Annotated in this window: 19 protein-coding genes and 1 pseudogene; 15 read left to right on the top strand and 5 right to left on the bottom strand. The window is 58.9% G+C overall.

From position 1 onward, the window contains the following. Nucleotides 1-131: 131 nt before the first annotated feature. The 7 genes and pseudogenes from H663_RS20875 to H663_RS20845 form a co-directional block, all read left to right on the top strand. Nucleotides 132-317 (top strand): annotated as a pseudogene (locus H663_RS20875) (SDR family NAD(P)-dependent oxidoreductase); the annotation flags it as partial. A gap of 174 nt (nt 318-491) precedes the next feature. Further along, nucleotides 492-1,319, top strand: coding sequence for an SDR family NAD(P)-dependent oxidoreductase (locus tag H663_RS20870; RefSeq protein ID WP_053173090.1), 828 nt, complete (start codon nt 492-494; stop codon nt 1,317-1,319). 7 nt (nt 1,320-1,326) lie between these two features. After that, complete coding sequence (locus tag H663_RS20865) at nt 1,327-2,478, top strand: acyl-CoA dehydrogenase family protein (protein WP_053173088.1); 1,152 nt, start codon at nt 1,327-1,329, stop codon at nt 2,476-2,478. Between the two features lie 45 nt (nt 2,479-2,523). Next, the gene (locus tag H663_RS20860) at nt 2,524-4,227 is read left to right on the top strand and encodes a long-chain-fatty-acid--CoA ligase (protein ID WP_053173086.1); all 1,704 of its coding nucleotides are present in this window, start codon (nt 2,524-2,526) and stop codon (nt 4,225-4,227) included. A 238-nt stretch (nt 4,228-4,465) separates the two neighbouring features. After that, complete coding sequence (locus H663_RS20855) at nt 4,466-5,251, top strand: SDR family oxidoreductase (protein ID WP_053173084.1); 786 nt, start codon at nt 4,466-4,468, stop codon at nt 5,249-5,251. A gap of 205 nt (nt 5,252-5,456) precedes the next feature. After that, nucleotides 5,457-6,275 (top strand): enoyl-CoA hydratase/isomerase family protein, encoded by an 819-nt coding sequence (locus tag H663_RS20850; protein WP_053173082.1) that lies wholly within the window; start codon nt 5,457-5,459, stop codon nt 6,273-6,275. Between the two features lie 134 nt (nt 6,276-6,409). Next, entirely contained in the window at nt 6,410-6,754 is a 345-nt protein-coding gene (locus H663_RS20845; protein WP_053173080.1) for a RidA family protein, read from the top strand. A gap of 1,176 nt (nt 6,755-7,930) precedes the next feature. Here the strand turns inward: H663_RS20845 and H663_RS20840 are convergent. From H663_RS20840 to H663_RS20830, 3 genes are all read right to left on the bottom strand, one after another. Then, nucleotides 7,931-9,373, bottom strand: coding sequence for a sensor histidine kinase (locus H663_RS20840; RefSeq protein ID WP_053173078.1), 1,443 nt, complete (start codon nt 9,371-9,373; stop codon nt 7,931-7,933). A 70-nt stretch (nt 9,374-9,443) separates the two neighbouring features. Beyond that, entirely contained in the window at nt 9,444-10,118 is a 675-nt protein-coding gene (locus H663_RS20835; protein WP_053173076.1) for a response regulator, read from the bottom strand. A gap of 1,615 nt (nt 10,119-11,733) precedes the next feature. Then, entirely contained in the window at nt 11,734-12,237 is a 504-nt protein-coding gene (locus H663_RS20830) for a MarR family winged helix-turn-helix transcriptional regulator (RefSeq protein ID WP_053173074.1), read from the bottom strand. A 141-nt stretch (nt 12,238-12,378) separates the two neighbouring features. On the opposite strand from H663_RS20830, the gene recA reads away from it, so the two are divergent. Next, nucleotides 12,379-13,497 carry a recombinase RecA gene (recA, locus tag H663_RS20825; RefSeq protein ID WP_053173072.1) on the top strand — a complete coding sequence of 373 codons (1,119 nt, stop codon included), beginning with the start codon at nt 12,379-12,381 and terminating at the stop codon, nt 13,495-13,497. 38 nt (nt 13,498-13,535) lie between these two features. Then, on the top strand, nt 13,536-14,045 hold the full coding sequence (gene recX / locus H663_RS20820) for a recombination regulator RecX (RefSeq protein WP_053173070.1): 510 nt from the start codon (nt 13,536-13,538) through the stop codon (nt 14,043-14,045). On the opposite strand, the gene H663_RS20815 is transcribed toward recX, so the two are convergent. Then, nucleotides 14,037-14,339, bottom strand: a complete 303-nt coding sequence (locus H663_RS20815; protein WP_053173068.1) for a hypothetical protein — start codon at nt 14,337-14,339, stop codon at nt 14,037-14,039. The two genes, recX and H663_RS20815, sit on opposite strands and share 9 nt — an antisense overlap. Before the next feature lie 6 nt (nt 14,340-14,345). After that, on the bottom strand, nt 14,346-15,809 hold the full coding sequence (locus tag H663_RS20810; RefSeq protein WP_053173066.1) for an NAD-dependent succinate-semialdehyde dehydrogenase: 1,464 nt from the start codon (nt 15,807-15,809) through the stop codon (nt 14,346-14,348). A gap of 283 nt (nt 15,810-16,092) precedes the next feature. Between H663_RS20810 and fae the strand changes: the two genes are divergently transcribed. From fae to H663_RS20780, 6 genes are all read left to right on the top strand, one after another. Further along, the gene (gene fae, locus H663_RS20805) at nt 16,093-16,590 is read left to right on the top strand and encodes a formaldehyde-activating enzyme (protein WP_053173064.1); all 498 of its coding nucleotides are present in this window, start codon (nt 16,093-16,095) and stop codon (nt 16,588-16,590) included. Nucleotides 16,591-16,600: 10 nt separating this feature from the next. Beyond that, entirely contained in the window at nt 16,601-17,590 is a 990-nt protein-coding gene (locus H663_RS20800) for an aldo/keto reductase (protein ID WP_053173062.1), read from the top strand. Between the two features lie 62 nt (nt 17,591-17,652). After that, complete coding sequence (locus H663_RS20795; protein WP_053173061.1) at nt 17,653-18,684, top strand: ABC transporter substrate-binding protein; 1,032 nt, start codon at nt 17,653-17,655, stop codon at nt 18,682-18,684. A 104-nt stretch (nt 18,685-18,788) separates the two neighbouring features. Further along, a complete protein-coding gene (locus tag H663_RS20790; protein ID WP_053173059.1) occupies nt 18,789-19,673 on the top strand; it encodes an ABC transporter permease in 885 nt (294 codons plus the stop codon). Continuing rightward, nucleotides 19,670-20,512, top strand: coding sequence for a quaternary amine ABC transporter ATP-binding protein (locus H663_RS20785; protein WP_053173057.1), 843 nt, complete (start codon nt 19,670-19,672; stop codon nt 20,510-20,512). Before H663_RS20790 ends, H663_RS20785 begins: the two co-directional genes overlap by 4 nt. Nucleotides 20,513-20,630: 118 nt before the next feature. After that, nucleotides 20,631-21,638, top strand: a complete 1,008-nt coding sequence (locus H663_RS20780; protein WP_053173056.1) for a porin — start codon at nt 20,631-20,633, stop codon at nt 21,636-21,638. The last annotated feature ends 52 nt before the right edge of the window (nt 21,639-21,690 follow it).

Genomic DNA, 21,690 nt, shown 5'->3' with positions numbered 1-21,690 from the left:
GTAGGTCGGTGGCTTCAGCCCCGACATGCAGCCTCCGCCGAAGCGAGTCATGTCGGGGCTAAAGCCACCGACCTACGAGAAGAATTGCGCACACGTTTCAGACTTCAACATGCCATAGAAAAGGATTCCCCATGAACCGCAAACTCGAAGGCCAGGTGGCCCAGGTGTCAGGTTCTGGCCGAGGCATCGGCCGTGAAATCGCGCTCAAGCTGGCCAGCGAAGGTGCCCGCGTCGTCATCAACGACCTCGACCAAGCCCCGGCTGAGCAGACGGTGGCCGATATCGTCGCCAACGGTGGCCAAGCCGTGGCCTGCATTTTGTTGATCCGGCCCTTTGAAGTTTTCAATGCGCAAAGATGTTGTAGGTCGGCGGCTTTAGCCCCGACATGCAGCCTCCGCCAAAGTCAGCAATGTCGGGGCTAAAGCCACCGACCTACGAGAAGAATTGCGCACACGTTTCAGACTTCAACATGCCATAGAAAAGGACTCCTCATGACCCGCAAACTCGAAGGCCAGGTGGCCCTGGTGTCAGGTTCTGGCCGAGGCATCGGCCGTGAAATCGCGCTCAAGCTCGCCAGTGAAGGCGCACGCCTCGTCATCAACGACCTTGACCAGGCCCCGGCCGAGCAGACGGTGGCCGACATCAAAGCCAGCGGCGGCCAGGCCGTGGCCTGCATTGGCAGCGTGACCGACACCGACTTTGGCGACCGCTTTGTCAAGACAGCGCTCGACGCCTTTGGCGGCATCGACATCATCGTCAACAACGCCGGATACACCTGGGACAACGTGCTGCAAAAGATGAGCGACGAGCAGTGGGATGCCATGCTGGCCGTGCACCTGACCGCGCCGTTTCGCATCTTGCGCGCTGCCTCGGGCTTCATCCGCGACGCGGCCAAAAAAGAGGCCGAAGCGGGCATATCCAAGCACCGCAAGGTGGTCAACATCTCGTCCACCTCGGGCGTCTACGGCAACGCAGGCCAGGCCAACTACGCGGCGGCCAAGGCGGGCATCAACGGCCTGACCAAAGCCATGGCCAAAGAGTGGGGCCGTTACAAGGTCAACGTCAACAGCGTGGCCTTTGGTCTGATCATGACGCGCCTGACGCAACCGCTTACGGCAGGTGATGCCAGCGTGGAGATTCAGGGCCGCACCATCGCCGTCGGCGTGCAGCCCGATCGCCTGAAGGCCGCAGAATCCACCATCCCGCTGGGTCGGGGCGGCACGCCCGAAGAAGCCGCAGGCGCGGTCTACATGTTCTGCATCCCCGAGTCCAACTACGTCAGCGGCCAGGTGTTGGTTTGCGGCGGCGGCCGTCCTTAAGGCGCATATGGACAGCATCCTGACTTTCCCCCGCAGCGTGTTCCGTGAAGACCACGAAATGCTGCGCACCACCGTGCGCCGCTTTTTGGAGCGCGAATGCAAACCCCGCCAAGCCCAATGGGACAAAGACGGCAAGGTCGACCGCGAAACCTGGCTCAAGGCCGGGCGCGAAGGCCTGCTGTGCGCCACCATGGACCCTGAATGGGGCGGCGGCGGTGGCGACTTCGGCCACGCGGCCGTGATCGTCGAAGAGATCGGCCGCTCGGGCGTGAGCGGCTTGGGCTTTGGGCTGCACTCGGATGTGGTGGCCCCCTACATCGAGCGACTGGGCACGCCCGCACAAAAAGCCCAGTGGCTCCTCCAATGCGCCACGGGCGAGGTGATTCTGGCCATTGCCATGAGCGAGCCCGGCGCGGGCAGCGACCTCAAAGCCATCCGCACCACGGCGCGCCGCGAGGGCGACGAGTACGTCATCAACGGCGCCAAGACCTTCATCTCCAATGGCCTGAACTGCGACCTGGTCGTGGTGGTGGCCAAGACCGAGCCCGAGCTGGGTGCCAAGGGCGTGTCGCTGATCCTGGTCGAGGCCGACCGCGCTGGTTTTCGCAAAGGCCGCAAGCTCGACAAAATGGGCCAAGAAGCGGCCGACACCGCCGAGCTGTTTTTTGAAGACGTGCGCGTGCCTGTGACCAACATCCTGGGCGAAGAAAACAAGGGCTTTGCCTACCTGATGCAAGAGCTGGCGCAAGAGCGCTTTGTGATCGCCTTGGGCGCAGCCGCCAAGATGGAGGCGATGTTTGACGAGACCGTGCGCTACACCAAGGAGCGCGTGGTGTTTGGCAAGCCGCTGTTTGATTTTCAGAACACCCGTTTCAAGCTGGCCGAAATCAAGGTGCGCACCACCGCCGTGCGCATGATGGTGGACCAGTATTTAGGCGAACACCTGCGCCGCAAGCTCACCGTGCAAGAAGGTGCCATGGCCAAGCTGTTTGCCACCGAAGAGCTGGGCAAAGCGCTCGACGAATTGCTGCAGCTGTATGGCGGCTACGGCTACATGATGGAATACCCCATCACCCGCGCCTTTGTGGACTCACGCGTGACCCGCATCTATGGCGGCACCAGCGAGGTCATGAAAGAGCTGATTTCGCGCAGTTTGTGATCACCGTTTGTGCCACCCACACCGCACCCGCCTAAAGAGCCGCTCATGTCCACATCGTCCCTGCCTTATTGGCCCAAAGGCGTTCCGCGCACGCTGAACCTGCCGCAGGTACCGCTCACGCATTACGTTCAGGTCGCGGCCGAGCGCTTTCCGAACAAGCCCGCCGTGATTTTTTGCGGCAGCACGCTGAGCTATGCGGCGCTGCATGCGCGTGTGGAGGCGCTGGCCGGTTACCTCACCCAGCGCCTGGGTGTGCAGCGCGGCGACCGGGTTTTGCTGATGAGCCAAAACTGCCCGCAATACGTGGCGGCCTACTACGGCATCATGCGCGCCGGGGCGGTGGTGGTGCCGGTCAACGCCATGTGCACGCCCAGCGAAATCCGCTACTACCTGCAAGACAGCGGCGCACGGGTGGCCATGGTGGCGCAAGAGTTGTTGCCGCAGGTCATGCCGCTGCTGCAGCCCGCCGATGCGAATGCATTGCAAGCCGTGCTGGTGCATGCGTATTCAGAAGGCCTGCCTGCGCAGCCCGTCAGCGACGAAGTGCCTGAAGTTGTATTGGCCCCGCGCCAGTGGCCCGATGCCCCGGGCCTGCATGGGCTCGAAGACGCCATCGCACAGGCCTTGCCCGCGCCTGCAGAGCACCCACACAGCGACGACCTGTGTGTGCTGCCCTACACCTCGGGCACCACCGGCCACCCCAAGGGCTGCATGCACACCCACGCCACGGTGCTGGCGTCCAACATGGCTGCGCAGGTTTGGCGCGGGATGCACATGGACTCGGTGTTTTTGGCTGTCGCGCCTTTGTTCCACATGCTGGGCATGCAGGGCGGCCTCAATGTTCCGATCACGCTGGGGGCCACCGTGGTCATGCTGCCGCGCTGGCATGCGGCGTCAGCGGCGCGATTGATCGAGAAGCACCGCGTCACGACCTGGTCTGCACCCCCCGCCATGCTGATCGACTTCTTTGCCAACCCGGCCGCCGCGCAGCGCGACCTGAGCAGCTTGTCGGCTTTGGCGGGAGGCGGCGCGGCCATGCCGGAGACGGTGGCGAACTTGCTGCAAACGCGTTTTGGCATCGCCTACAACGAGGCCTACGGCATGACCGAGACCGCCTCATTTTTGTTGGGCAACCCACCGGCACGCGGCAAGCGCCAGTGTTTGGGCGTCATCACGCCCGGCGTGGACGCGCGCATCGTGGACCCAGAAACTCTGCGCGAGTTGCCCGTGGGCGAGGTGGGTGAGCTGGTCACGCGTGGCGCGCAACTGATGCTCGGCTATTGGCAAAACGAGCAGGCCAACCAGACCTCATTTTTTGAGCTGGACGGCCAAACGTTTTTTCGCACAGGCGACTTGGCCAGTGTGGACGAAGAGGGTTACTTCTTCATGCGCGACCGCCTCAAGCGCATGGTCAACGTCTCAGGCTTCAAGGTCTGGCCCGCCGAGGTGGAAAACACCTTGTACGAACACCCGGCGGTGCACGAAGCCTGCGTGATCGCGGTGCCCGACGACAAGCGCGGCGAAAACGTGATGGCGCTCTTGGTGCTCAAGCCTGCCTTCCAAGGTCAAGTCACCGAGCAAGACCTCATCGACTGGAGCCGCGAGCACATGGCCGCCTACAAAACCCCGCGCATCGTGCGATTTGTGGACACCCTGCCCAAGTCGGGCACCGGCAAGATCCTCTGGCGACAGCTGCAAGAGCAAGAACGCGCGCGCCTGGCTGCAGCCCCTTCACAGGCGACCCCATGACCCACCCGCACCCCGCTTGTTGTGTAGGAGCCGACCCTGCTGGCGATGGGGTGCCCGTGGCCCGCAAGCTATCGCTTGCAGTTGTAGGTCGGTACCTTCAGGTCCGACATGGCGGGCTTCGGCTCAGGCTGCATGTCGGGGCTAAAGCCACCGACCTACGAGGGCCAGACGGCTTACCTGCAGGAGCCCACGCCAAAGCATCCATTTGCAAATCTCACTTTTTCCAACAGGAGACCCCATGCGCATCCCCTTGAGTTTCAAAGGCCAGTCGGTGTTTGTGGCCGGTGGCAGCAGCGGCATCAACTTGGGCATCGCCACCGCGTTTGCGCAGGCCGGGGCGAACGTGGCCATTGCCAGCCGCAACGCCGAGCGCGTGGCCCAAGCCGTTGAGCAGCTGCGCCAACACGGCACGCAGATTGAAGGTTACAGCGCCGACGTGCGCGACGCCCCCGGCATTGCCGCTGTGCTGCAACAGGCGCGTGACGCCATCGGCCCGTTTGATGTGTTGGTCTCTGGCGCGGCGGGCAACTTTTTGGCACCCGCTTTGGGCATGTCGGCCAACGGCTTCAAGACCGTGGTGGACATTGACCTGAACGGCACCTTCCATGTGATGCGTGCAGGCTTCGAACACTTGCGCCGCCCGGGTGCCTGTGTCATCAACATCTCGGCACCGCAGGCCTTCAACCCCACCAAGCTGCAAGCCCATGTGTGCGCGGCCAAGGCGGGCGTGGACATGCTCACGCGGGTGCTGGCCATGGAGTGGGGGCCAGAGGGCGTGCGCGTGAACTCCATCGTGCCCGGCCCAATTGCCGACACCGAAGGCATTCGCCGCCTGGCGCCCACGCCCGAAGCCCTGCAACGAATGACGCAGTCCGTACCCCTGCAGCGCATGGGCCGGGTGGAAGAGATCGCAGACATGGCGCTGTTTTTGGCGTCGCCACACGCCGCATTCGTCACCGGTGCCATCATGGCGGTGGACGGTGGCAGTTCCCTGGCCGGTGGCCGCGATTACTCGGCCTATTGATCCGGCATTTCGAAGTTTGAAATGGGTGCGCCAAGTGATCTCGTAGGTCGCCACTCGCAGAGTCCGACATCTGCCGTTTGCACCGTTTGCTTCAAGACAAGCCGCGCCGCACAAGCTCCCATGTCGGGGTCTTCGACCACCGACCTACAACAATTGCTGCGATCAACAAGCAGCCAACCCCTGTCCTTAGGCTGAGGAGCCTCTCATGATCATCCCTTCAAAAAGTTCGCCTTCTTTGCTGCAATTCGACGTGACCGACCAGGTCGCCACCATCACCTTTGACAGCCCCAGCAAACGCAATGCGCTCGAGCCCGCCATGCGCGACGAGCTGTCGCTGGCTTTGCAACACATCCAGCACGACAAGTCCATCCGCGCCGTGATACTCACGGGGGCGGGCGGGCACTTCTGTTCGGGCGGTGACCTGAAAAACATCGCGGCCGCTAATCTGGACAACGGCGGCTGGCTTGGGCGCATGCAGACCCTGCACGAGTGGGTGCAAGTGCTGCTGACGCTCGACCGCCCGGTGATCGCCGCCGTCGATGGCGCGGCCGCTGGTGCGGGCTTCAGCCTGGCGCTGTCGGCCGACTTCGTGCTGGCCACGCCACGCACCTGGTTCAACATGTCCTTCCTCAAGGTGGGGCTGGTGCCTGATGTGGGCGCGCTCTACACCTTGCCCCGCGTGGTGGGCGTGCAGCGCGCCAAAGAAATCATGCTCTCTGCCCGCGACATCGACGCGCAAGAGGCCCTGCGCTTGGGGCTGGTGATGGAGTTGCACGCGCCGGACCAGCTGCTGCCCCGTGCGCAAACCCTGGCCCGCAGCTTTGTGGGCGCTTCCCCCGCCGCTGTGGCGCTCATCAAGCGCAGCCTGAACAGCGCCTTGGGCGGCGGCCTGCAAGACATGCTGAGCACCGAAGCGCAAGCCCAGGCCTTGGCCGCAGGCACCGCCGAGCACCGCGAAGCCGTGGGCCTGTTTCTGAACAAGCAGCCGCCCTTGTTTGCCTGGCCCGAGCAGGGCAAGGTCTGACACGCCATGGGTGATCAGGCCGCAGTTGCAGGACTGGTCCTGGGTCGCGATGGCCGCGAAACATGCATTGGTGTGCACATTGCCCAGGACGCGAACGGTACGATGGTGCCTTTTCAACTTCTGAGCACATTCCCATGATCCAACGCATTGATGTCGGCGCCCGCCTGTCCGAAGCGGCCATCCACAACGGCACGGTTTATCTGGCCGGTCAGATTCCCGATGACGCCAGCCAAGACATTGCCGGGCAAACCCGTCAGGTGTTGGCTGCAATAGACACCTTGCTGGCCAGGGCCGGATCGGACAAATCCAAAATCCTGATGGCGCAGATTTTTTTGACGGACCTGAACGACTTTCCCGGCATGAACAGCGTGTGGGACGCCTGGGTCGTGCCCGGCCACACCCCGCCACGCGCCACCGTTCAGGCCCACTTGGCCAAGCCCGAATGGAAGCTCGAAATCGTGGTCACGGCGGCGGTTTAAGCATGACATGGCTGGCACGCATTCAGCCCCAATGTGTGCGTCATGACTCCCGTAGGTCGGCAATCGCAGAGTCCGACGTCTGCGCGCTTGGGCGCTGAACCTGATTCAACTTTGGCGGGCTTCAGCAAGCTCCATGTCGAGGTCTTCGACCAACGACCAACAAATACATGGCTCCCGTAGGTCGGCACTCGCAGAGTCCGACGTCTGCGCGCTTGGGCGCTGAACCTGATTCAACTTTGCGGGCTTCAGGAGGCCCCTGTCGGGGTCTTCGACCGCCGACCTACGAAGTCAAGGCTCCCGTAGGTCGGCACTCGCAGAGTCCGACGTCTGTGTGCTTCGGCGCTGATCCTGAATCACCTTTGGCGGGCGTCAGCAGCCCCCTGTCGGGGTCTTCGACCACCGACCTACAAAGTCATCGCTCCCGTAGGTCGGCACTCGCAGAGTCCGACGTCTGTGAGCTTGGGCGCTGATCCTGATTCAACTTTGGCGGGCGTCAGCAGCCCCCTGTCGGGGTCTTCGACCACCGACCTACGAAGACATGGCTCCCGTAGGTCGGCACTCGCAGAGTCCGACGTTTGCCCGCTTGGGCGCTGAACCTGATTCAACTTTGGCGGGCTTCAGCAAGCTCCATGTCGAGGTCTTCAACCACCGACCAACAAATACATGGCCCCCGTAGGTCGGCACTCGAAGAGTCCGACGTTTGCCCGCTTAGGCGCTGAACCCGATTCAACTTTGGCGGGCTTCAGCAGCCCCATGTCGGGGTCTTCGACCACCGACCTACCAATTCATGGCTCCTGTAGGTCGGCACTCGCAGAGTCCGACGTTTGGGAGCTTGGGCGCTGATCCTGAATCACCTTTGGCGGGCTCCAGCAGGCCCCATGTCGGAGTCTTCGACCGCCGACCTACGAAGTCACGGCTCCTGTAGGTCGGCACTCGAAGAGTCCGACGTTTGTGAGCTTGGGCACTGATCCTGATTCAACTTTGGCGGGCGACAGCAGCCCCTGTTGGGGTCTTCGACCACCGACCAACAAATACATGGCTCCCGTAGGTCGGCACTCGAAGAGTCCGACGTTTGCCAGCTTCGGCGCTGAACTTGATTCAACTTTGGCGGGCTTCATTCGGCCCCTGTCGGAGTTCTCGACTGCCAATCAACCACTTCTTGGTGCATTGACAACTTCAAGCAGGCGCCTGAAAGCGCAAGGTGAAGCAGGTGCCCGGTGGGTTTTGGGTGGGGTTTGCGGCGTCGATGGTGATGGTGGCGTCATGTTGTTGGGCAATCTCGCGCACGATGGGCAGGCCCAGCCCGGAGCCATCCACATTCGTGCCGAGCACGCGGTAAAAGGGTTGGAACACCAACTCACGTTCAGACTCAGGAATGCCCGGCCCGTTGTCCTCCACTTGAATGACCAGGGCTTTGCTGTAAGGATCGACCAGCACGCGCACGGTGATCACGCCTGTGCGTTCAGGGCTGCTGTGGGTGTAGTGCATGGCGTTTTCCACCAAATTGCGCACCATTTCCTTGAGCAAGATGGGGTTGCCCAAGACGCTGACGCCTGGCGTGTCTGCTTCGACACCTTCATAGCCCAGGTCCATGCCCTTGTCCATGGCGCTGGGCAGGCAGTCATGCAGCACCTCGCTGGTCAGGCGCACCATGTCGCAGGCTTGCCGCGTGAGGTTGGTGCCGCCTCCTTCGGCACGGGCCAAAGACAGCAGCTGGTTCACCGTGCGCGTGGCTTGCACGCTGGCGCGGCCAATTTGTTGCAAGGACTTTTTCAGGTCTTCTTCGCTCGAGTCTGAGCGTTGCGCCAGGTCGGCCTGCATGCGCAGCCCGGCCAGCGGGGTCTTGAGCTGGTGCGCCGCATCGGCCAAAAAGCGTTTTTGGGTGACGATGGAATCCTTCAGGCGTTCCAGCAAATCGTTCACAGACACCACCAGCGGGGCCACTTCCATGGGCACGGCCTTGTCGTCCAGCGGGCTCAGGTCATCGGGTTGGCGGGCGCGGATGCGCTCTTCCAGCTCGGACAGCGGCTTGATGCCGCGCACCAGAGCCAGCCACACCAGCAGCACCGCCAGCGGCAAGAGGGCAAATTGGGGCAGCATCACGCCCTTGATGATTTCAGCGGCCAGCACCGAGCGCTTTTCCCGGGTTTCGGCCACCTGCACCAGGGCGGGGTGTTTGCCATCGGGGTTCAGACGAATCCAGGTGTAGGCCACCCGCACCTCCAGCCCGCGCATTTCATCGTCGCGGATGTGCACTTCGTAGCTGCTTCCTTTGTCTTCTTCAGCAGGGGGCAGGGGCAAATCGCGTTCGCCGCTCAGGTGTTCGTTGAGCGTGCCGCGCACCTGGTAATAGACCAGATCGGTTTCGTCGGCCCGCAGCAGCTCGCTGGCCGGTTGTGGCAGGCTGAATTGCACGCGTTGGTCGGTCCCCAACTTCACTTGCTGGGCCAGCGCTTGCACGTTGTAGATCAAGGCCCGGTCAAAAGGTTTGTTGGCCAGGCCCTGGGCCACCAGCCACGTCAAGGCCAGGCTGATGGGCCACAGCAGCAGCAGCGGCGTGAGCATCCAGTCCAGGATTTCCCCGAACAGTGAGCGTTGTTCGCGTTTGAAAAGCCTCACATTCCGGTCCGTGACGTCATGCCTGTGGGGCGCTCAGGCGGCTGCATGCGAGAGGCAAGGCACGGCTGCCTCAGCCTGGAATTTTTTCGAGGCAGTAGCCCAGACCGCGCACGGTGGCGATGCGGATGGGGCCTTTTTCGATCTTCTTGCGCAGGCGGTGGATGTAGACCTCGATGGCGTTGTTGCTGACCTCTTCACCCCATTCGCACAGGCGCTCGACCAGCTGGTCCTTGCTGACCAGGCGACCGGCGCGTTGCAGCAGCACTTCCAGCAGGCCCAGCTCGCGCGCTGACAGCTCGACCATCTTGCCGTCAATCGTGGCCACGCGGCCCGATTGGTCGTACAGCAATGGACCGTGTTTGATTTGCGAGGTGGCCCCGCCCATGCCCCGGCGCGTCAGGGCGCGCACGCGGGCTTCGAGTTCCTGCAGGCTGAAAGGTTTGGCCATGTAATCGTCGGCACCCAAGTCCAGGCCCTTGACGCGTTCTTCCACGCTGTCGGCAGCCGTCAAGATCAGCACAGGCAATGTGGAGCCGCGTGAGCGCAGGCGCTTGAGCACTTCCAGGCCATGCATGCGAGGCAAGCCCAGATCCAGAATCAGCAGGTCGAACTCGTTGTTGGTCATCAGCGCCGCATCGGCTTCGCTGCCGCTGGCCACATGGTCAACCGCCGCCCCGGCGTTGCGCAAAGTGCGCAACAGGCCGTCGGCCAGCACCTGGTCATCTTCAGCAATGAGAATTCGCATGGTTGTCTCCTGTTGTTGTTCAGTGGTGCTACCCAAATGGGGGGTGTCAGGCTGAGTGTGATTCTCAGTGTCTGGAGAAGCTGTTGATGGGCTGGTATGCAGATGCAGTCAGCCGCGCATTGATCGATAACGACAAGGGCTTCCCGTAGGTCGGTACTCGCAGAGTCCGACGCTGCACGATTGACGCAATGCGCTGGCTTCAGGCGGAGGTGGTCCATCAGGCCTGACGTCGGGGTCTTCGACCACCGACCTACGAAGGCATTGGCGGTCTTGTAGGTCGGTACTCGCAGAGTCCGACGCTGTACGATTGACTCAAAGCGCTGGCTTTAGGCGAAGCTGGTCCATCAGGCCTGACGTCGGGGTCTTCGACCACCGACCTACGAAGGCATTGGCGGTCTTGTAGGTCGGTACTCGAAGAGTCCGTCGCTGCACGATTGACTCAAAGCGCTGGCTTCAGGTGAAGTTGGTCGATCAGGCCAAACGTCGGGGTCTTCGACCACCGACCTACGAAGGCATTGGCCCTTGTAGGTCGGTACTCGCAGAGTCCGACGCTGCACGCTTGACGCAATGCGCTGGCTTCAGGCGGAGGTGGTCGATCAGGCCAAACGTCGGGGTCTTCGACCACCGACCTACGAATACATGGCCCTTGTAGGTCGGTACTCGAAGAGTCCGACGCTGCACGATTGACTCAAAGCGCTGGCTTCAGGCGGAGGTGGTCGATCAGGCCAAACGTCGGGGTCTTCGACCACCGACCAACGAAGGCATTGGCCCTTGTAGGTCGGTACTCGCAGAGTCCGACGCTGCACGCTTGAGACAAAGCGCTGGCTTCAGGCGGAGGTGGTCGATCAGGCCAAACGTCGGGGTCTTCGACCACCGACCTACGAAGGCATTGGCCCTTGTAGGTCGGTACTCGCAGAGTCCGACGCTGCACGCTTGACACAAAGCGCTGGCTTCAGGCGGAGGTGGTCGATCAGGCCAAACGTCGGGGTCTTCGACCACCGACCTACGAAGGCATTGGCCCTTGTAGGTCGGTACTCGCAGAGTCCGACGCTGCACGATTGACTCAAAGCGCTGGCTTCAGGCGAAGGTGGTCCATCAGGCCTGACGTCGGGGTCTTCGACCACCGACCTACGAAGGCATTGGCCCTTGTAGGTCGGTACTCGCAGATTCCGACGCTGCACGCTTGCGACAATGCGCTGGCTTCAGGCGAAGGTGGTCCATCAGGCCAAACGTCGGCGTCTTCGACCACCGACCTGCGAAGGCATTGGCCCTTGTAGGTCGGTACTCGCAGAGTCCGACGTTGCACGATTGACTCAAAGCGCTGGCTTCAGGCGGAGGTGGTCGATCAGGCCAAACGTCGGGGTCTTCGACCACCGACCTACGAATACATGGCCCTTGTAGGTCGGTACTCGCAGAGTCCGACGTTGCACCATTGACGCAAAGCGCTGGCTTCAGGTGAAGTTGGTCGATCAGGCCAAACGTCGGGGTCTTCGACCACCGACCTACGAAGGCATGGGTGGTCTTGTAGGTCGGCACTCGCAGAGTCCGACATCATGGGGTTTGGCGCGGACCCCTATCGTGGCTGAAGCAGCCGATTTGCGACCTGCATCCTGCCTCAATGCGCATACGCTTCCAGCCCCAGGGCCACTACCGTGGCCACGTCTTCCCCCACGGCTTCTTTGAATTCGGTTTCGGCTTGCGACACCGCATCTTTAAACGCCTGCAGCCAAGCCAGGCCCACGGGGGTGAAGGCCACGCGCTTGGCGCGTGCATCCAGCGCGTCGGGCAAGCGTTCCACCAAGCCCCAGGCGGCGCATTGGTCCACCAGATCGCCCATGGCCTGTTTGCTCATGCCTGCGGCTTTGCACAAATCCGTCAAACGCGAGCCCTCCAGCGCCAGATGCCGGGTGATGTGCACATGCGCTGCGCTGATTTGGTCGCGTGAGGCCAAATTGGCCAGCGCCAGCGGCACGCCCTCGTTGCCCGCCATCAGGTTCAGCACGCGCTCGTCAAAGCGACGCATGGCATGCCCCAGCAAACGGCCCAGATGGGTTTCGCGCCAGCGCTCATCGGCCAGATTTGTTGGATCACTGGGGTGGGCGCGGTGTGTGATGGACATGCTTATATAGTAAGGCAAACTGACCAAAAATAGTGTTTACAGCTTTATACAGCTCGTTTACAGTACTGTTCACGCATCCAGTAAACAGCCAATTCAGGCGCAGCTGAATGCCCCAACCCATTGATATTCAAGGAGATTTCCATGAGCGAAGCCAACACCGAAAAAGCCAAAGCCCTGCAAGCCGCCCTGGCCCAGATTGAAAAACAATTTGGCAAAGGCACCATCATGCGTCTGGGCGAAGGCGAGGTGATCCAGGACATCCAGGTCGTCTCCACCGGCTCCTTGGGTCTGGACATCGCGCTGGGCGTGGGTGGCCTGCCCCGTGGCCGCGTGATCGAAATCTACGGCCCTGAATCGTCTGGCAAAACCACGCTGACCCTGCAAGTCATCTCTGAAATGCAGCGCCTGGGCGGCACCTGCGCTTTTGTGGACGCCGAACACGCCCTGGACGTGCAATACGCCCAAAACCTCGGTGTCAACCTGCAAGACCTGCTGATCAGCCAGCCCGACACCGGCGAGCAAGCCCTGGAAATCGTTGACAGCCTGGTGCGCTCTGGCGCGGTGGACCTGGTGGTGGTGGACTCGGTCGCTGCCCTCACGCCCAAGGCCGAAATCGAAGGCGATATGGGCGACAGCCTGCCCGGCCTGCAAGCGCGCTTGATGAGCCAGGCCCTGCGCAAGCTGACCGCCACCATCAAAAAGACCAACTGCACGGTCATCTTCATCAACCAAATCCGCATGAAGATCGGCGTCATGTTCGGCAGCCCTGAAACCACCACGGGTGGTAACGCGCTCAAGTTCTACGCCTCGGTGCGTCTCGATATCCGCCGCACCGGCACCATCAAGAAGGGTGACGACGCGATCGGCAACGAGACCAAGGTCAAAGTGGTCAAGAACAAAGTCGCGCCGCCCTTCAAGACAGCAGAATTTGACATTTTGTTTGGCGAGGGCATCAGCCGCCACGGCGAAATCATCGACATGGGGGTGACCGCCAAAATCATCGAAAAAGCCGGTGCCTGGTACGCCTATCAGGGCGAAAAAATCGGCCAAGGCCGCGACAACGCCCGCGAATTCCTGCGCGAAAACCCCAGCCTGGCCTTTGAGATCGAAAACAAAGTGCGTGAATCCTTGGGCATTCCCCTGCTCGCGGCAGACGCCAATGCCCCCGCCGTGAAAGAAGAAAAAGCTCCCAAAGCGGCCAAAGCCGCCAAAGAGCCTAAAGAAGCCAAAGGCGCTGACGTCAGCGGCGTGGTGGCTTGAGGCCCTTCACACCAGCCAGCCTTGTGAGCGCACACGACATGTCTGTTGAAGATGTCGATGAGCAGGCCCAAGACAAGCCCAAGGCCAGCAAGGCCTTGGGATTTCAGCCCTCGCTCAAAGGCCGCGCCCTGCGGCTTTTGAGCCAGCGCGAACATTCGCGCCAGGAGCTGGAACAAAAATTGAAGCCCTATGAGGAAATTCCGGGTGAGCTTGCACAAGCGCTGGATTTCTTGCAGGCCAAGGACTTCATCAACGATCAGCGGGTGGTCGAATCGGTGGTCAACCGACGCGCCAGCAAAATGGGCGCGGCGCGCATCCAACAAGAGCTGCGCTCAAAGGGGCTGGATGACCATGTAATGGCCGAAACCCTGAATGGCTTGCGCGCGACTGAAACCGAACGTGCGCGGGATGTTTGGCGCAAAAAGTTTGGCCAGCCCCCCCAAGATGCGAAAGAGCGGGCCCAGCAAATGCGCTATTTGCTCAGTCGCGGTTTTGCGTCCGATACGGTGCGTCGCATCATCAGCCAACCCACTGAGCATTCAGATTGACGACTGCGCTTGGGCAAAGCGCGAGCGCTTGTAACAGGCGATCACGAACACCAGGACAGAGCCCGCGAACCCGCTGGCTGACGAGATCAAAAAATAAAGATCGCCATTGATCAAACCCGCATAAGCGGTGTTGATGCCCAGGGAGACGACCCACATGAGCCACGTCAACAAGGAGGTGCTGTGGGCACCATCCTTGTTGTGGAGCAAGGTCAGTATTTGCGGAAAGTAAGCCAAAAAAGCCAAGGGGCCGGAGATGGCATACAAATACTCGACACTTTGCGTCAGAAGGCTCATCGAAACTCAACCAGGCTTTCGCAAGCCACCCATCAGCAAGTATTTGATTTCCATGTAATCGGCCAGGCCGTAATGGGAGCCTTCACGGCCCATGCCTGACTCTTTGACACCACCAAAGGGCGCGTTTTCCGTAGAAATAATGCCTTCGTTGATGCCGACAATCCCCACCTCCAGTTTCTCGGCAACGCTCCAAACGCGCGCCAAGTCACGGCTGTAAAAGTAGGCCGATAAGCCAAACGCTGTGGCATTGGCCAAGCGGATCACTTCTTCCTCGCTGCTGAAACGGTAGCAGGCCGCGACGGGGCCGAAAGTTTCTTCGTGCGCCATCTCCATCTGATCGTTGGCGTTGATCAACACCGTGGGCTGGTAGAAAGTGCCACCCAAAGCATCGGGCTGAGCACCACAAAGCGCCTGAGCGCCCTTGCTCAGGGCATCCTCGACATGGCGCTGCACTTTGCTCAAGGCCGCCTGGTTGATCAAGGGCCCTTGGGTCATGCCAGGTTCACGGCCATTGCCCACTTTCAATGCACGCACAGCTTCGGCCAGTTTGGTGGTGAAGGCTTCATACACGCCATCCTGCACAAAAAACCGGTTCACGCAGACACAGGTTTGTCCTGTGTTGCGGAATTTGGAGGCCATAGCGCCGACCACGGCAGCATCGATGTCTGCGTCATCAAACACAATGAACGGCGCGTTGCCGCCTAATTCCAGAGAGACTTTTTTCAGCGTGTCCGAAGCCTGACGCATCAACAACTTGCCCACGCGGGTCGAGCCTGTGAAAGACACTTTGCGCACGGCATCACTGGCCATCCATGCACCGCCAATGGCCGCGGCATCACCGGACACCACGTTGATCGTGCCAGGGGGCAAACCGGCTTCATGGCCCAACACAGCCAATGCATGCGCCGACAAAGGCGTTTCTTCAGAAGGCTTGAGCACGACGGTGCAGCCTGCGGCCAAAGCCGGGCCCAATTTGCGCGTGACCATGGCCAAGGGAAAGTTCCAAGGCGTGATGGCCGCCACAACGCCCACAGGCTCTTTGAGCACCAAGATGCGTGAATCGGGTTTGTGCGTGGGAATGACATCGCCATAGGCACGCTTGCCCTCTTCGGCAAACCACTCCAGAAAACTGGCCGCATACGCCACTTCACCACGCGCTTCACTCAAGGGCTTGCCTTGCTCAGCCGTCAACAACTGTGCCAGGTCTTCTTGGTGCTGCATCATCAAATCTGCCCAGCGACGAAGAATGCCAGCGCGGTGTTTGGCGGTGGTCGCACGCCACGACACAAACGCTTGACTGGCTGCAGCGACTGCTTGCTCGGCCAAATCGGCACCTGCCTTGGCGACCTGGGCCAAGGTTTCGCCGCTTGCAGGATTGTGGACAGGGTAAAGATCGGGGGCGGACAACCATTGGCCTTGAATGAGCGCGCCGGTCTGCAACAAATGGGGGTGGGACAGTTTTTCGAGCATGAGTGAACCTGTAAAAAGTGAAAGCTACTTTAGGTAAGGAATTTACAAAATCAAACGATTTTTGCAATCATCTTACATGAGAAAAACTAATACTATGGTAAACCAGCAGGAAATTACAAAAACTCATAAAAGAACTAAACAACTATCGTTTGTAAATCAGATTGAATGAAACGACATTACTGACCGGCACTGTGAGTTCACCCGCGCATCGACAAGGTGAAAGACACAGGCTCATGAGGATTACAAATTCTCAAGTTGCTAAATAGTTTTCTGGAAATTAGACATGTTCATTGGCGAATCATTCATCGGAAGCGGCCCGAATGCTGCACACATCAACGTCATGGTTGGCCCCAAAACTGGGCCGGTAGGCAATGCATGGGCAGGTGCACTGTCCTCGCCGACCAAAGGACATTTGCCCTATATGGTGGTGTTGCAACCCGGCGTGCCCGTTAAACCCATGACGGCATTCATCAACAAAGCTGACTTGCGTGGCGATCAACACGAAACCATGACTTGGGGCCCCGCACAAGCCGGTGTGGCCAAAGGCGTGCAGGAATGTTTGCTCGAAGGCGTGCTGCCTGCCGAAGCAGAAAACGACTGGTGCGTGATTGCAGCCGTGTGGGTCAATTGGTCAGCCAATGATGCCGACGAAGTGTTTGCCAACAACTACGCCGCAGCCAAAGGTGCTGTGACGGCCGCTCTGAAGCAAGAGCCCTCCTTGGCCACCGTGACAGCCGCTGCAGCCGCTGTCAGCAATCCTTTTTACACCCCCAAGAACTGAAAGACGCGAGATGCAATACGTCAATTTGGGTCGAACCGGCATGAAGGTGTCGCGCCTGTGTTTGGGAACGATGACTTACGGCACGCCAAAATGGCGTCCATGGGTGTTGGATGAAGCGGCTTCTACGCCTGTGATTCAGGCGGCCATTGAGCGCGGCATCAACTTCATTGATTTGGCAAACTTCTATTCAATGGGCGTGTCTGAAGAAGTGGTCGGCCGTGCCATCCAAGGCACGCCGCGCCACAAGCTCGTGCTGGCCAGCAAATGCTTTTACGCCATGAGTGATGACGTGAACGACCAAGGTCTGTCACGCAAGCACATCATGGATTCGGTGGATGCATCACTCAAGCGACTGGGCACCGACTATCTGGACTTGTTTGTCATCCATGCTTTTGATCCCATGACACCCATGGAAGAAACCATGAGAGCGCTCAATGATCTGATCAAAGTTGGAAAAATCCGATACATCGGCGCGTCAACCATGTATGCCTGGCAGTTCGTGAAAATGAACGAAGTGGCCAAGCAAGCGGGTTTGAGCCCCTTCGTGTCGATGCAGTGCCAACTCAACGCCGCATACCGTGAAGAAGAGCGAGAGATGATTCCTTACTGCATCAGTGAAGGCATCGCAGTGACACCATTTTCGCCATTGGCGCGTGGATTGCTGACAGGTCAAGTGGAATCGCTGCGCAATAAAACAGACAACTTCACAACAGATCAATACGGCGATGAAACCAGCCGAAATATCGCTCTGGCTGTGGCGCGTGTGGCGCAAGAGCGCGGCCTGAAGTCCTCGCAAGTCGCACTGGCCTGGGTCAACAGCCGTGCCGGTGTCACCTCCACCTTGATCGGTGTTGAAACAGTGGCCCAACTGGATGAAAACATTGCCACCTTGGACATACAGCTCAGCCCACAAGAGTTGCACGAAATTGATCGTTGGTACACCCCTTGCGATGTGATCAACGACTACAACACTGCACGAATTGCACGTGTACCGCGATGAAGTTTTTCTAACCTGCCGCCTCAAACCTTTAAAGGTGGCAATTTTTTAACTGGAGACTAAAAATGAAACTGATGAAAAAATTAACATGCGCACTGGCCCTGGGGGCCAGTTTGGCAACCCCGGCAGCCTTTGCGCAAAGCAATGTGTGCAGCCCCGATCAAACCATCAAGTTTGCAGGCATCACCTGGGAATCCGGTCAGCTGTACACCAGTCTGATTCGCAACCTGTTGGAAATGGGCTACGGCTGCAAAACGGAAGTGGTCACAGGCAGCTCTGCAGCCACTGAGACAGCACTGGTGGGCAACGACTTGCAAGTGTGGGTGGAACAGTGGAACCGCACCGATATCGTCAAAAAAGGTCAGGAAATGGGCAAGATCCGACTGGTCGGTGACCTGCTGTCGGGCGGTGGTGCCATTGAAGGCTTTTTTGTGCCTGACTACGTGGTCAAGGGCGACGCCAAGCGTGGCATCAAAGCCTCTGCGCCTGATCTGAAAAGCGTGAGCGATCTGCCCAAGTACAAAGCCTTGTTCAAGGACGACGAAGAACCCGGTAAAGGCCGTTTGCTGTCATGCCCAGTGGGCTGGGATTGCGAAAAAATCAACACGCAAAAACTCAAAGCCTACAAACTGGAAGGCGATTACACCAACTTCCGTGCTGGCACTGGTGCGGCTCTGGATGCAGCGATCACTTCTGCCATCGAGCGCGGCAAGCCAATCTTGTTTTACTACTGGTCGCCTGCTAGCCTGATGGGCAAGTACAAACTGGTTCAGTTGCAAGAACCCACCTACAACGAGAAGTGCTGGGACACGCTGAAAGACATCAAGGTCAAAGACGTTTGCCCATCGGCATCGCCTAAAAACAAATTGACCGTGGGTGTCTCTACACCGTTTGCAACCAGCAATCCAGGTGCTGTGGCCGTGATGGAAAAACTGCAACTCAATGCTGACCAAATCAACGGTGCTGTGGTGCAAATGACTGACCGCAAGGCCAGCAGCGATGTGGTGGCGCGTGAGTTCATGAAAGCCAACCCCGCAGTCTGGCAAAAATGGGTCAGCGCTGACGCTGCCAACAAAATCAACGCGGCTCTGAAGTAAGCCCAGTAGGGGGATGGGCCCTGAGGTTCAGGGCACATCCCCATCAAGCACATGCAGAACAACAATCTGCGTGTGCGGTGGGTGTGAATGCAAAGGCATCATCAATGAATTCCATATTTTTCGATCTGAGTTTTGTAGATCAGATCAACTCCGCTGTGATTCGCTTGGTCGCACAGCACGGAGATTTTTTTCATGACATCACGCGAATTTTGCTGATCCACTTTTTGGTGCCTTTAGAAAAATTTCTGATAGGTCTATCGCCAGTCGTCGTGCTGCTGGGCATCGGTGTTTTAGCCTGGCATGCCTTGCGCCGTTGGACCACCGTGGTGGCCCTGGTGGCGGGCCTGTACCTGATAGGTTGCTTTGGCTTGTGGGACAAGCTCATGCAGACGCTGGCTTTGATGCTGGTGTCCACCACACTGACCATTGCCATCGGATTGCCGATGGGCATTTGGATGTCGGCCAGCCCGCGATTACGCAAGGTCTTGGAGCCAGTGCTGGATGTGATGCAAACACTGCCCACCTTCGTGTATCTGGTTCCCGTGCTCATGCTGTTTGGTTTGGGCAAGGTCCCAGCCGTATTGGCCACTGTGATTTATGCATTGCCCCCCCTTGTCCGTTTGACAGATTTGGGCATCCGTCAAGTGGATAAAGAAGTGGTGGAAGCATCGCGTTCATTTGGTTCGACCCCCTGGCAGTTGCTGATCAATGTCAATTTACCCTTGGCGCGCCCGAGCATCATGGCTGGCCTGAACCAGGCGGTGATGATGGCACTGGCCATGGTGGTGATTGCCTCCATGATTGGTTCGCGTGGTTTGGGTGAAGACGTGCTTTCAGGCATCAACAACATGGACATGGGACGCGGTTTGCAAGGTGGATTTTCGATTGTGATTTTGGCGGTGGTGATCGATCGGATCACACAAGCGTATGGCAAAGGGCGACGCGAGCGGCAAGCATTGCGCCAGAAAAGAAAAGGAGGTCAGGCATGAACGATACGCAAGGCAGCATCGAGATCAAGCAGATCTACAAAATTTTTGGCAACGGTTCAGACACCGCCTTGAGCATGCTCAAGGCAGGCGCCAGCAAACAAGAAGTGCTGGCCAAAGTGGGCTGCAATGTGGGCCTGAACAATGTGTCCTTGAACATTCCAGCTGGAAAAATCTTCGTCATCATGGGCTTGTCAGGCTCTGGCAAGTCCACCCTGGTGCGGCATTTCAATCGATTGATTGAACCCAGCGCGGGCGAGATCTTGGTCAATGGCCAAAATGTGCTCAAGCTCGCACCCAGTGGCCTGCGCGAATTGCGTCGCAAAACCATGAGCATGGTGTTCCAAAGCTTTGGCTTGTTGCCACACAAAACCGTGAGCGACAACGTGGGCTATGGCTTGTCCTTGCGGGGTGAAAAAAAGGCTGAAGTGGCCGAACGCATCCAGCACTGGATTGACCGTGTGGGCCTCAAAGGTTACGAGCACAGCTATCCCGATGAGCTCTCAGGGGGCATGCGCCAACGGGTGGGATTGGCCCGAGCCTTGGTCATGGACCCGCAGATATTGTTGATGGATGAGGCCTTCAGTGCGCTCGACCCGCTGATTCGCCATGACATGCAAACCTTGCTGCTGGAACTGCAGACCACTTTGCAAAAGACGATTGTGTTCATCACGCATGATTTGGATGAGGCGCTGAGAATCGGCGCGCACATCGCCATCTTGCGAGATGGTGAATTGGTCCAGACAGGAACGCCTGAGCAAATTTTGAACCAACCCGCTGACGATTACGTTCGGCGATTTGTAGAAAAACGCAGCCAGGGCGCCAACACCCCACCGCACTGATCCCCTTGGTAAAGAAAAACCATGGCCAGTCTTCGGACTGCCAGGTGAAACTTTTGCCAAAAAACCCCGCGTCTAAGGATGGACGCATTTCATTTGACCTTTTTATCAGGAGACTGACATGAAAAAACTCACCCGTTTGAATGCCGCTCTGGGCATGGCTTTGGCCGTGACAGGTGTGGCCCATGCCGCTGAAGACAGCTACAAGTTCTCGGGCACGCTCGACATGGGCTACTACCGCGACTATGACGACAAAAACAAAACAGGCAGCATCAGCCGCAGCAACGTGGCGTTTGATGGCCTGAAAAATTTGGGCAACGGCATGGCCGGTACCGTCAAACTCAACACACGTTTCTTCTTGCGCGACCCCAAAACTGGTGACCATCTGGTCAACGAAGACACCAAGTACATGTTCGCAGGCGAAGCCACCGCGGGCTTGAAAGGTGACTTTGGTCATGTGCGCGTGGGCCGTGCACTGACCGCATTGTGGCAAAACGACTGGGCCTATGACGCTTGGTACAACTACGACCAAATTGCTTCCCCAGCATGGCAAATGTGGCACGCCGGCAATGCAGCAGACCCAAATGCGTCTCAAGCGGGTGCCAGCTGGGCTCGTTTGAACAATGGCTTGTTCTATGCTTCACCCAAGTTCGCAGGTGGTTTTTCTGTAGACGCTTCTGTCGGATTGAAAAAGCAAACGGGCGACAAGAACAACAGCACCTCTGTGGCTTTGAAATACGAGCAGGGTCCTTTGAATGCCATGCTGGCATCTGAAAAGAATCCAATGGGCGCGACCACCAACTTCATTGGTACCAAATACAAGTTTGGTGCGTTGACGGTGATGGGCGCTTATGACGACAACACGCATGCAGACGGCAAGAAGAACCGCTCCACCGCCGTTTCTGCGCAATTGGCTGATGGCAAGATGACTTACTTGGCTGGTTTTGGGCGTCAAATGGACAATCAGAAGGCCAATTTCTTCGGCCTGGGTGCCACGTATGCCTACAAGCCCAACACAAACATTTATGTGAGCTATGGCAAGAAAGCCAAGGGATTTGTCGTGGATAAAAATGGTGTTCCACAGCCAAGCGCCGACGCCATCGGCGTGGGCGTGAACTACTCCTTCTAATCAGGATCGTTCTCCAAGGTTTGGGGGCCGCATGTCGGCCCCCATTTTTAAT

This window comes from Limnohabitans planktonicus II-D5 (assembly GCF_001270065.2).
Lineage (GTDB): Bacteria > Pseudomonadota > Gammaproteobacteria > Burkholderiales > Burkholderiaceae_C > Limnohabitans_A > Limnohabitans_A planktonicus.
The sequence above is the reverse complement of the archived record's forward strand: the minus strand, read 5'-3'. Positions and strand labels throughout refer to the sequence as shown.

Coding starts and splice junctions, on each gene's coding strand:
- H663_RS20870 (WP_053173090.1), top strand. CDS start 492: ATGACCCGCAAACTCGAAGGCCAGGTGGCCCTGGTGTCAGGTTCTGGC.
- H663_RS20865 (WP_053173088.1), top strand. CDS start 1,327: ATGGACAGCATCCTGACTTTCCCCCGCAGCGTGTTCCGTGAAGACCAC.
- H663_RS20860 (WP_053173086.1), top strand. CDS start 2,524: ATGTCCACATCGTCCCTGCCTTATTGGCCCAAAGGCGTTCCGCGCACG.
- H663_RS20855 (WP_053173084.1), top strand. CDS start 4,466: ATGCGCATCCCCTTGAGTTTCAAAGGCCAGTCGGTGTTTGTGGCCGGT.
- H663_RS20850 (WP_053173082.1), top strand. CDS start 5,457: ATGATCATCCCTTCAAAAAGTTCGCCTTCTTTGCTGCAATTCGACGTG.
- H663_RS20845 (WP_053173080.1), top strand. CDS start 6,410: ATGATCCAACGCATTGATGTCGGCGCCCGCCTGTCCGAAGCGGCCATC.
- H663_RS20835 (WP_053173076.1), bottom strand. CDS start 10,118: ATGCGAATTCTCATTGCTGAAGATGACCAGGTGCTGGCCGACGGCCTG.
- H663_RS20830 (WP_053173074.1), bottom strand. CDS start 12,237: ATGTCCATCACACACCGCGCCCACCCCAGTGATCCAACAAATCTGGCC.
- recA (WP_053173072.1), top strand. CDS start 12,379: ATGAGCGAAGCCAACACCGAAAAAGCCAAAGCCCTGCAAGCCGCCCTG.
- recX (WP_053173070.1), top strand. CDS start 13,536: ATGTCTGTTGAAGATGTCGATGAGCAGGCCCAAGACAAGCCCAAGGCC.
- H663_RS20815 (WP_053173068.1), bottom strand. CDS start 14,339: ATGAGCCTTCTGACGCAAAGTGTCGAGTATTTGTATGCCATCTCCGGC.
- H663_RS20810 (WP_053173066.1), bottom strand. CDS start 15,809: ATGCTCGAAAAACTGTCCCACCCCCATTTGTTGCAGACCGGCGCGCTC.
- fae (WP_053173064.1), top strand. CDS start 16,093: ATGTTCATTGGCGAATCATTCATCGGAAGCGGCCCGAATGCTGCACAC.
- H663_RS20800 (WP_053173062.1), top strand. CDS start 16,601: ATGCAATACGTCAATTTGGGTCGAACCGGCATGAAGGTGTCGCGCCTG.
- H663_RS20795 (WP_053173061.1), top strand. CDS start 17,653: ATGAAACTGATGAAAAAATTAACATGCGCACTGGCCCTGGGGGCCAGT.
- H663_RS20790 (WP_053173059.1), top strand. CDS start 18,789: ATGAATTCCATATTTTTCGATCTGAGTTTTGTAGATCAGATCAACTCC.
- H663_RS20785 (WP_053173057.1), top strand. CDS start 19,670: ATGAACGATACGCAAGGCAGCATCGAGATCAAGCAGATCTACAAAATT.
- H663_RS20780 (WP_053173056.1), top strand. CDS start 20,631: ATGAAAAAACTCACCCGTTTGAATGCCGCTCTGGGCATGGCTTTGGCC.